Raw genomic sequence first — 10,549 nt, forward strand, 5'->3', positions numbered from 1 at the left:
CCGTCGGTTCATTGGCCCGGCCCCGGGTCCGGGCCGGAAGACGCCGCGTACCGGTCATGCCGCGACCGGAACCAGAAAGTTCTCGCCGATGCTGTCGCCGAGGCGGTTGATGCGCACCAGGAAGCGCTCCAGCCAGGGATGCAGGCCGGCATCGAAGATGTCGTCCATGCGCCCGTAGTGCAGCGTCGCGTGCAGCTCGCCGGCCTGGCGTGCGGCCTCGGCCGAGTGGATGCTGGCGATCTCGCCGAGGATGCCGTTGATCTCGTCCAGGCAGGCGTGCAGCGAGCGCGGCATGTCGGCGTTGAGGATCAGCAGCTCGGCCACCTTGTAGGGTGTGATCACGTCGCGATACACGTGGCGGTAGGTCTCGAAGGCCGACACCGAGCGCAGCAGCGCCCCCCACTGGTAGAAGTCGGTCGAGCTGGTGAGTCCCTCGGCCTTGGGCAGCAGGCTGTGGTACTTCACGTCGAGCAGGCGCGCGGTGTTGTCGGCGCGCTCGAGGAAGGTGCCCAGGCGCACGAACTTGAAGGCCTCGTCGTGCAGCATGGTGCCGAAGGTCACCCCGCGCAGCAGGTGGGAGCGGAACTTCACCCACTCGAAGAACTCGCCGAGGTCGGTGGCGCGCAGCTTCTGCGGCGTCATCTCGCGGATCTCGAGCCAGGTCGCGTTGGTGGTCTCCCACATCTCGGCGGTCAGCGTGCCGCGCACCGCGTGCGCATTCTCGCGCGCGGCGCGCAGGCAGTTCCACACGCTCGAGGGGTTGTCGCGGTCGAGCACGACGAACTCGATCACGTCGCAGGCGGAGAGCGGCCTGCCGGTGCGGGCGAAGGCCTCCGACAGTTCGCTGATGTCGAGGATAGCGGACCAGCTCTCGGTGTCGCCGCCGTTGGCCCCGGGCAGCAGCGACATGCGGTAGGACACGTCGAGCATGCGCACGGTGTTCTCGGCGCGCTCGGTGTAGCGCGCCATCCAGTACAGGTGGTCTGCGGTTCGGCTCAGCATGGGGGGTCTCCTTGGCAATTGCGCGGCGGCAGGCGGCTCAGCCCACCACCCAGGTGTCCTTGGTGCCCCCGCCCTGCGAGGAGTTGACCACCAGCGAGCCAGCCTTGAGCGCGACGCGGGTGAGGCCGCCCGGCACCATGCGGATCTCGCGTCCGCCCGAGAGCACGAAGGGACGCAGGTCGATGTGGCGCGGCGCGATGCCGGCGTCGACGAAGGTCGGGCAGGTGGACAAGGACAAGGTCGGCTGGGCGATGTACTTCTCCGGCGCGGCGAGGATGCGCTGGCGGAACTCCTCGATCTCGGCCTTGGTGGCCGCCGGCCCCACCAGCATGCCGTAGCCGCCGGCGCCATGGACCTCCTTGACCACCAGCTCGGGCAGGTGGGCGAGCGTGTAGGCGAGGTCGTCGGGTTCGCGCAGCATCCAGGTCGGGACGTTGTTGAGGATCGGCTCCTCGCCGAGGTAGAAGCGCACCATCTCGGGCACGTAGGGGTAGATCGACTTGTCGTCCGCCACCCCCGTGCCGACCGCGTTGGCCAGCGTCACCCGGCCGGCGCGGTAGGCCGACATCAGGCCCGGCACACCGAGCATCGAGTCGGCGCGGAAGACCTCGGGGTCGAGGAAGTCGTCGTCGAGGCGGCGGTAGATCACATCCACCCGCCGCGGCCCCTGGGTGGTGCGCATGAACACGGTGTCGTCCTCGACGAAGAGGTCCTGGCCCTCGACGAGCTCGATGCCCATCTGCTGGGCGAGGAAGCTGTGCTCGAAGTAGGCGCTGTTGAAGGCGCCCGGGGTGAGCAGCACCGCGGTGGGGTCGAGCACGCCGGCCGGCGCCACCGCGCGCAGGGTCTCGAGCAGCAGGTCGGGGTAGTGCTCGACCGGCTGCACGTCGTAGCGCGAGAACAGGTCGGGGAAGAGCCGCATCATCATCTTGCGGTTCTCCAGCAGGTAGCTCACCCCCGAGGGCACGCGCAGGTTGTCCTCCAGCACGTAGTAGTCGCCCTTGCCGTCGGCACCCGCGGCACGCACCAGGTCGATGCCGGCGATCATCGCGTACAGCCCGCCGGGCACGTGCACACCCTTCATCTCGGGGCGGAACTGGGCGTTGTCCAGCACCTGGTCGGCGGGGATGCGTCCGGCGCGCAGGATCTCCTGGCCGTGGTAGATGTCGGCGAGGAAGGCGTTGAGCGCGCGCACGCGCTGGCGCAGGCCGGCCTCCAGCGTGCGCCACTCGTCGCCGGGGATGATGCGCGGCAGCAGGTCGAAGGGGATCAGGCGCTCCTTGCCGCCGTCGGCGCCATAGACGTTGAAGGTGATGCCGACGCGGTGGAAGGCCAGGTCGGCCTCCTTGCGCTTGCGCGCGATCAGCTCGCGCGGGGTGTGCCCGAGCCACTCGCTGTAGGGCTGGTAGTGCGTCCGGATCGTGCCGTCGGCGGCGTGCATCTCATCGAAAGGCTTGGCGGCGTTCATGGCGTGCTCTGCGCGGATGGTTTATCGACTCCCTCGCAGGGCCTACAGCAGAAAGCGTGCCAAGCCCATGAAACGCGCAAAGCCGCGCCGACAACGGGGTCGGGCACGTCGACGTCCGCGGGCACCGCGCTGGTGCGCACCATGGTGGCCGCCGACGCATCAATCTGGTGCGTCGGCGGCACGCGCCGGGCGCCCGCCCCGCCGTGGGGGCGGGCCCTCCTCCACCGGCATCACCGTCACCGCGACCTCGACGCCGTGCCCGCCCCCGCCGAGAATGACGCCGCGCAGCGGACACACGTCGCCGTAGTCCCGCCCCCAGGCCAGCGTGATGTGACCGCTGCCAGGCTGCAGGTCGTTGGTCGGATCGATGTCGATCCAGCCCGCGCCCGGGCACCACAGCGCCACCCAGGCGTGCGAGGCGTCGGCGCCGATCAGGCGCGGCTGGCCCGGCGGCGGCTCGGTGAGCAGGTAGCCGGAGACGTAGCGCGCAGCCAGGCCGAGCGCGCGCAGACAGGCGATCATCAGGTGGGAGAAGTCCTGGCACACCCCACGGCGCGCCGCGAAGACCTCCGCCACCGGGGTGGCGACGCTGGTCGCCGCGGGATCGAAGCGAAAATCGGCGTGGATGCGCGCCGACAGCGCGAGCAAGGCGTCGAGCACCGGCCGCCCCGGGGTGAAGCTCGCCAGCGCATAGTCGGCGTACTGCGCCGCCTCGTCGCCCAGCGCCACGAAGGGCGAAGCGAAGCGGTACTGCCCGGCGTCGCGCGCGTCGGCGCGCAGCGGCGCGTGGCCGGAGAGGCCGTCGCGCAGGTGGTCGCGCGCGGTCTCCCAGGGCGGACTCGCCGCCGGCTCGGGCCAGGCCGGCGGGTCGACGCGGATGCGGCTGCGTGCGCGCACGACGAGTTCCGTGTGCGGCGCGTGCAGCGCGAACGCGGTCACCGGGTTGCCGAAGAAGTCGCTGCGCTCGCTACGCCGGGCCGGCGCCGGCGCGATCTCCAGGTGGTGCGCGAGGGTGCGCTGGCCGGCGCATTCGCGCGGGCGCAGGTGAGCCACCTGCTGCGACAGCGCCACCGCACTGTCGTAGCGGTAGGTGGTGTCGTGGAGGATCTCGTAGAGCGCCATCGCCGCCGCCCTACAGCGACACGGTCGCCCGGCTGCGGGCGTCGAGGTGGGTGAAGTAGCGCCGCGCCAGCGCATCGGCGAGCTCGTTGCCGCCGCGCCAGATGTCGTCCAGCACCTGCCGCAGGGGCTCGCAGTGGCGCGCCTGTGCGGCCGCGCGGCTACGCGCGCCGGCCAGCTCGTGCACGAAACAGTCGCACAGCGCGAGCGCGTCGAGCGCGGCCAGGCGTTCGCGCAGCGGCGCGGCGAGCGCGGCGCCGTCGGGCAGCAGGGCGACGTGCTCGGCGAGCGAATCGAGCTGGTAGCGCAGCGCGCGCGGGTTGTCGCCGTCGAGCATGACCAGCTCGGCCACCGGCTGCGGGGCGAGGCCGCGCGCGTGGCGGCTGCGGTAGCGCAGCTCGGCGTCGGTGATCGCGAGCAGCACCTTGAGCCCGCCTTGCGAGGGCTCGAGCAGCAGCGCCGACAGCGCGGCGGCGAGAAACTGCAGGCGCTCGATGCGCCGCCCGATCGACAGGAAGCGCCAGCCGGCGTCGCGCGGCATGCTCTCGATGACGAAACCCGACAGCGTCACCAGCGACAGCAACGACTCGTCCAGGCGCTGCAGCGCCTCGCCGAGGCGCGGGGCCTGAGCCGGCGCCGCGGCAAACTCCGACAGGCGGTTGTAGATGCGCCAGCTGTCCGGCGACAGGCGGTCGCGCACCAGGGCTGCGACGCGCAGCACCTGGCGCAGGTTGGCCACCACGCTGCCGGGCTGGGCGGGATCGAAGAGCGCCTGAGCGAGCGGCGCGGGGGGTGTGGGTGCCGCGTCGGCCTCCCCCGCCACGGTGGCGAGCAGGCCGCGCTGCCGGCACAGCGCCTGCAGGGCCGCGGTCACCTTGCCATCCTCGCCCAGCCACGAGGCCTCGCCGGCCTCGCCCAGGCGCGCCAGCGTCTCGCGGCCGAGGCGGGCGGCAGCGTCGGCGCGCTCGCTGTAGCGTCCGAGCCAGAAGAAGTTCTCCGCCACCCGGCTCGACAGGCCGAGCACGCGCGCGCCCCCGGCAAAGGGCGCGAGCTGGCCGGGCACGATGCGCGGCACCGGACGCGGCCGTGCCGGCGAGCCGAGCACCCAGGCGTCCTTGCTGCCGCCGCCGTGCTGCATCGACACGATGCGCATGTCGGCCTCCGAGGCCACCCGGACGAGCCCGCCCGGCAGCACGCGAAACCCCTCCGCCCCCGCCGCCGCGAACACGCGCAGCCCGATGTTGCGCGCGACCAGCGCGCGCGCGTCGCGCGCGGGCGCCTTGTTCCCGGCGCCGCCCGCCTCGTCCGCCAGCACCGGGGCCTGCGAGAGGTTGACCATCTCCTGCGCGACGAAGTCGAAGGGCCGCAGCGCGATCCGTGCTGCCAGCGCGTCGAGCTCTGCCACCGGCAGGTCGCCGCAGAACACCGGCCGCGCACCCAGGGTGGGGTAGGCCGGCTTGATCACCAGCTCGCGCAGGTGCTTCAGCGCGTATTCGCAGGCCGCCGGCTCGCCGCACCACCAGGTCGCCACCGAGGGCATGCGCAGCTTGCTGCCGAGCAGGTGCTCGCACAGCCGCGGCAGGTAGCCGAGCAACGCCCCGGTCTCGAGGATGCCGCTGCCGAGCGCGTTGGCCACCGTCACCATGCCGGCACGCACCGCCGCCACCAGGCCGGCGACGCCGAGCGCGGAGTCTTCGCGCAGTTCGAGCGGATCGCACCACAGGTCGTCCACCCGGCGCAGGATCACATGCACCCGGCGCAGGCCCTCGAGCGTGCGCAACCAGACCTTGTCGTCGCGCACGGTGAGGTCCTGGCCCTCGACGAGCGGGAAGCCCATCTCGCGGGCGAGGAAGGCGTGCTCGAAGTAGGTCTCGTTGTAGGGCCCGGGCGTGAGCACCACGATCAGGGGATCTTCCCCGGCCGCCGCGCCGTCGGCCGGCGCGAGCTCGACGAGGCCGTCGCGGAAGCCCTCGAAGAAGGGCACCAGCGGCTCGACGCCGGCGGCGCGGTAGAGCTCGGGCAGCACGCGCGCGACCACGCTGCGGTTCTCCAGCGCGTAGCCCGCACCCGAGGGCGCCTGGGTGCGGTCGGCGACGACCCACCAGCGCCCGTCGGGCGAACGCGCCAGGTCCACCGCGTACAGGTGCAGGAAGCGCCCGCCCGGCGGCCGCGCGCCCACGAGCGGGCGCAGAAAGCCGCTATGGCCATAGATGAGCGCGGGCGGCACCAGGCCCTGCTCGAGCAGGGTCTGCTCGCCGTAGAGGTCGGCGAGGATGCGGTCGAACAGGGTGGCGCGCTGGATCACCGCGGCCTCGATCTGCGCCCACTCCGCCGCGGGCAGCATGTAGGGCAGCAGGTCGAGCTCCCACGGGCGCGCGAAGCCGCGCGGATCGGCATACACGTTGTAGGTGATGCCGTTCTCGTGGATCTGCCGGCCGAGCGCGGCCCGCCGTGCCGACAGCTCGTCGGCGGGCATGGCGGCGAGGCCGTGGAAGAAGTCCCGCCAGTGCGGCCGCAGCACCACGACGCTGCCGATGCGTTGGCAGAGCTCGTCGTAGCGGTCGGGCCGCGCGACGTAGCGGGCGAGCAGCGCGGGCGGGCGGTGCGGCTGGACCTGCATGGCGGGTCAGCCCTGGCGGCGCAGGTCGAGGGTGAAGGGGAAATCGGCGTTGCGCGTGGCGGGCGCGGGTGCGACGCGGCCCGGCGTGTGGCCGGTGGTGGTGAAGCGGGCCAGGCGGCGGCCTTCGGCCTCGTAGGGGTTCACCGGGTAGCTCTCGTGGTTGCGCCCGCCCGGATGCGCCACGTGATACACGCAGCCGCCCATCGAGCGCTGCATCCAGCCATCGACCAGGTCGAACACCAGCGGCGCGTGCACGCCGATGGTCGGGTGCAGGCAGGACGGCGGCTGCCAGGCACGGTAGCGCACCCCGGCGACGAACTCGCCCACCGTGCCGGTGGGCTGCAGCGGCACGGCGCGGCCGTTGCAGGTCAGCACGTGGCGGTCGTCGTTGAGCCCGGACACCTTGACCTGCAGGCGCTCCACCGAGGAATCGACGTAGCGCACCGTGCCACCGGGCGCCCCCTCCTCCCCCATCACGTGCCAGGGCTCGAGCGCCATGCGCAGTTCGACCCGCACGCCGCGCGCGGCGAACTCGCCGTACCTGGGGAAGCGGAACTCGAAGTGCGGCGCGAACCAGTCGAACTCGAGCGGGTAGCCGAATTCGCGCAGCTCGCCGACGACGTCGCGGAAATCCTCCGCCACCCAGTGCGGCAGCAGGAAGCGGTCGTGCAGCTCGGTACCCCAGCGCCGCAGCCGACCCGGGGCATAAGGCTGCTGCCAGAAGCGCGCGATCAGCGCGCGCAGCAGCAGCTGCTGGGCCAGGCTCATGCGCGCGTGCGGCGGCATCTCGAAGGCGCGCAGCTCGAGCAGGCCCAGCCGCCCGGTGGCGCTGTCGGGGCTGTAGAGCTTGTCGATGCAGAACTCGGCGCGGTGGGTGTTGCCGCTGGCGTCGATCAGCAGGTTGCGCAGCAGGCGGTCGATGAGCCACGGCGGCACCTGGATGCCCGGCTCCGGCATCTGCTGGAAGGCGACTTCGAGCTCGTGCACCGAGTCGTGGCGCGCTTCGTCCACCCGCGGCGCCTGCGAGGTCGGGCCGATGAAGAGCCCCGAGAACAGGTAGGACAGGCTGGGGTGGTTGTGCCAGTAGCTCAACAGGCTGCGCACCAGGTCGGGCCGCCGCAGGAAGGGCGAGTCGCCCGGCGTGGCACCGCCGAGCACGAAATGGTTGCCACCGCCGGTGCCGGTATGACGGCCGTCGAGCATGAACTTCTCGGTCGACAGGCGCGCCTGCCGAGCCTCCTCGTAGAGGGTGCCGGTGCGCTCGACGAGTTCGTCCCAGCTCGCCGCGGGGTGGATGTTGACCTCGATGACGCCCGGGTCGGGGGTGATGCGGAAGTGCGCCAGGCGCGGGTCGGACGGCGGCTCGTAGCCTTCGAGCACCACCGGCAGCTTGAATTCGGCGGCGGTGTCCTCGATGGCGGTGACGATCTCGAGGTAGTCCTCCAGCGCGGCAGTCGGCGGCATGAAGAGATGGAGCAGGCCGCCGCGCGGCTCGGCGCACAGCGCGCTGCGAGTGATCCAGGCGGCGGACTCGAAGGGTGCCGGACGGCGAGCGGGGTCGGTGCGCTCGTCGCGGCGATCCAGCGCGGACGTACCGGGCCGCGGCACCGCGGCCTCGCCCTGCACCCCATGGAAGCCGGCATGTTCGACACGGCTCGGCGTCCACCCGCCGCCGTGGGCGGCGAAGGGGAAGCCGAGGCCGCTGTCGGCGCCGAGCGTCGTGCCCGTCGGCCGCAGCTGCTGGCGCAGCTCGGCGTGCGCGGGCAGCGTCGGGAAGGGCTGGTTGGGGTCGGCGGGGTGGATCGAGGGCAGGTCGCCCTTGCCCGCCCAGGGCTGGGAATCGAGCGGCAGGCGGTAGCCGATCGGCGAATCGCCGGGGATCAGGTACAGGCGCTCGGCACGCAGGAACCACGGCCCGCTCTGCCAGCGATCGGCGCCGACGTGATCGCGCACCAGCGGCAGCACGTGCCCGACGACCTGCCTCAGCCCCTGGTCGAAGACCTTGGCGAGCCGCGCGCGTTCGAGCGGATCGTCCACCCGCGAATCGTGCGGATCGACGTTGGCCGGCAGCCGGCGCTCGCGCCACAGGTAGTACCAGGCGTCCTCGAAGGCCGCCATCATCCACTGCGTATCCACGCCGAGGCGCTCGCCGACGCGCGCGAGGAAGCGCGCCGCCACGGCCTCGTCCACCGCGGTGCCCGACAGCTCGCGCGCGAACAGCTCGGGCTTGCGCCAGATCGGCTCGCCGTCGCGCCGCCAGTAGCAATTGAGCGACCAGCGCGGCAACTGCTCGCCCGGATACCACTTGCCCTGGCCGAAGTGCAGCAGGCCGTGCGGCGCATAGTGGTCCTTGAGGCGGAACATCAGGTTTTCGGCCAGGGTGCGCTTGCTCGGCTTGCTGGCGTCACGGTTCTGCGGATCGAGCGCGTCGCTGTTCCAGGCCGCGCCGTCGCGGTCGTCGAGTGCCACGAAGGTGGGCTCGCCGCCTTGCGTGAGGCGCACGTCGTGAGCCTTCAGGTCGGCGTCGATGCGCTGGCCCAGCACCTCGATCGCCGCCCACTGTTCGTCGGTATAGGGCTTGGTGACGCGCGGCGCCTCCCACACGCGCTCGACCTTCATGTGGTGCTCGAACTCGCATTCGCATTCATCGGTGAAGCCGGTGATCGGCGCCGCCGACGAGGGCTCGGGCGAGCAGGCGAGCGGGATGTGGCCCTCGCCGGCGAACAAGCCGGAGGTCGGATCCAGGCCCACCCAGCCGGCACCGGGCAGATAGACCTCGCACCAGGCGTGCAGGTCGGTGAAGTCCACCGCGGTGCCCGAGGGGCCGTCGAGCGACTTCACGTCGGGCACGAGCTGGATCAGGTAGCCGGACACGAAGCGCGCCGCCAGGCCGAGGTGGCGCAGCAACTGCACCAGCAGCCAGGCCGAGTCGCGGCACGAGCCGCTCGCCAGCGTCAGCGTCTCTTCCGGCGTCTGCACGCCCGGCTCCAGGCGCACCAGGTAGCGGATGTCCTGCTGCAGGCGCTGGTTGAGCGCGACCAGGAAATCCACGCTGGCCCGCGGCGCGCGCGGGATGGATTCGAGGCAGTCGATGAACTTCGGCCCCAGCGCGGCAGCCGGCGCCTTCGCCAGGTAGGGCGCGAGCTCGACGCGCAGGGCGTCCTCGTAGGCGAAGGGGATCTTCTCCGCCGCGGGTTCGAGGAAGAAATCGAAGGGGTTGATGACCGACAGCTCGGCCACCAGATCGACCTCGATGCGCAGTTCGGTAGCCTTGTCGGGGAAGACGAGGCGGGCGAGATAGTTCGACTGCGGGTCCTGCTGCCAGTTGATGAAGTGGCCGGCGGGGTCGACCTTCAGCGCGTAGGCATGGATGGGCGTGCGGCAGTGCGGCGCCGGGCGCAGGCGCACGACCTGCGGCGACAGCGCGACCGGGCGGTCGTAGCGGTAACGGGTGACGTGGTTGAGCTTGACGTGGATGGACACGGCGGCCTCGCAGGGAGCGTAGTGGGGCGACACCGGGTGTCAGCAAGAAGCGTGCAAGCCCGCGCGACGCCTGGCTTCCGCCGTTTCCGCTGGCACTGCCCCTTCCGTGCAGGCGCAGTCGCGCACCATTTGCGCCCGGAGCGCACCAGCGCGGTGCGGCACCAGCGCGCCAGCGCCGGCATCGCGACTTGCATCGCTACGGCGAAGAGGCCTCGGAGGCGTGGCGCATTCTCGTGGGAGCGGCGCAAGCCGCGATCGCAGGCGTGCAGCAGGCAAGGACGCTAGTCGCAGTGCCGCCGCCGGAGTCGCGACTAGCATCGCCCCTGCGGAGGACCCTGTAGCGTGGCACCAAAGCTCGAGCGCATGGACACCCCGTCCCGGGGTGCTGCGATCCGGCCCAGCTGGCACAATGCGGCGCATGGCCGCACGGTCGCCCTCCTCCCTCGCTCCCGCGTTCGCGCTCGCCTATGCGCTGCTGGTCGCTTATGCCTGCCTGCATCCGCTGACCGGCTGGCGCGACAGCGGCTTGCCGGCGTTCGACTGGCTGTGGGCGCCATGGCCGAAGTACTTCATCCTCGAAGATCTCCTCTTCAACATCCTCGGCTACCTGCCGCTCGGGCTGCTGCTGGCGGCGGCGCTGCCGGCGCAGTGGCGCTTCACGCGCAAGGCGCTCGTCGCCGCGCTGCTCGCCGGGCTGTTCAGCTTCGGCCTGGAGGCGCTGCAGAACTACCTGCCCAGCCGGGTGGCGAGCAATCTCGACCTCGGCGGCAACGCGGCCGGCGGCCTGCTCGGCGCACTCGCCGGCGCGCGCTGGGGCAGTGCGCTGCTCGGGCCGCAGGGGCGGCTGCAGCGCTGGC

At 72.0% G+C, this 10,549-nt stretch carries 6 protein-coding genes; 1 reads left to right on the top strand and 5 read right to left on the bottom strand.

What is annotated here, in order from left to right; all coding sequences use genetic code 11:
- Positions 1–54 precede the first annotated feature (54 nt).
- The 5 genes from C665_RS03605 to C665_RS03625 form a co-directional block, all read right to left on the bottom strand.
- Positions 55–1,002: an alpha-E domain-containing protein gene (locus C665_RS03605; RefSeq protein ID WP_004300303.1), complete on the bottom strand. Its 948-nt coding sequence runs from the start codon at positions 1,000–1,002 to the stop codon at positions 55–57.
- Positions 1,003–1,039: 37 nt separating this feature from the next.
- Positions 1,040–2,470, bottom strand: a complete 1,431-nt coding sequence (locus C665_RS03610; RefSeq protein ID WP_004300305.1) for a circularly permuted type 2 ATP-grasp protein — start codon at positions 2,468–2,470, stop codon at positions 1,040–1,042.
- A gap of 159 nt (positions 2,471–2,629) precedes the next feature.
- The gene (locus C665_RS03615; protein ID WP_004300307.1) at positions 2,630–3,592 is read right to left on the bottom strand and encodes a transglutaminase family protein; all 963 of its coding nucleotides are present in this window, start codon (positions 3,590–3,592) and stop codon (positions 2,630–2,632) included.
- A gap of 10 nt (positions 3,593–3,602) precedes the next feature.
- Entirely contained in the window at positions 3,603–6,209 is a 2,607-nt protein-coding gene (locus C665_RS03620; protein ID WP_004300309.1) for a circularly permuted type 2 ATP-grasp protein, read from the bottom strand.
- Between the two features lie 6 nt (positions 6,210–6,215).
- Entirely contained in the window at positions 6,216–9,692 is a 3,477-nt protein-coding gene (locus C665_RS03625; protein ID WP_004300311.1) for a transglutaminase family protein, read from the bottom strand.
- 418 nt (positions 9,693–10,110) lie between these two features.
- Between C665_RS03625 and C665_RS03630 the strand changes: the two genes are divergently transcribed.
- A partial coding sequence (locus tag C665_RS03630; protein ID WP_004300313.1) for a VanZ family protein occupies positions 10,111–10,549 on the top strand: 439 nt, incomplete at its 3' end.

This window comes from Thauera aminoaromatica S2 (assembly GCF_000310185.1).
Classification (GTDB): Bacteria; Pseudomonadota; Gammaproteobacteria; order Burkholderiales; family Rhodocyclaceae; genus Thauera; species Thauera aminoaromatica.

Bases quoted from the DNA above. Each gene is read 5' to 3' on its own strand.
- C665_RS03605 (WP_004300303.1), bottom strand. From the start codon at position 1,002: ATGCTGAGCCGAACCGCAGACCACCTGTACTGGATGGCGCGCTACACC.
- C665_RS03620 (WP_004300309.1), bottom strand. From the start codon at position 6,209: ATGCAGGTCCAGCCGCACCGCCCGCCCGCGCTGCTCGCCCGCTACGTC.
- C665_RS03610 (WP_004300305.1), bottom strand. From the start codon at position 2,470: ATGAACGCCGCCAAGCCTTTCGATGAGATGCACGCCGCCGACGGCACG.
- C665_RS03615 (WP_004300307.1), bottom strand. From the start codon at position 3,592: ATGGCGCTCTACGAGATCCTCCACGACACCACCTACCGCTACGACAGT.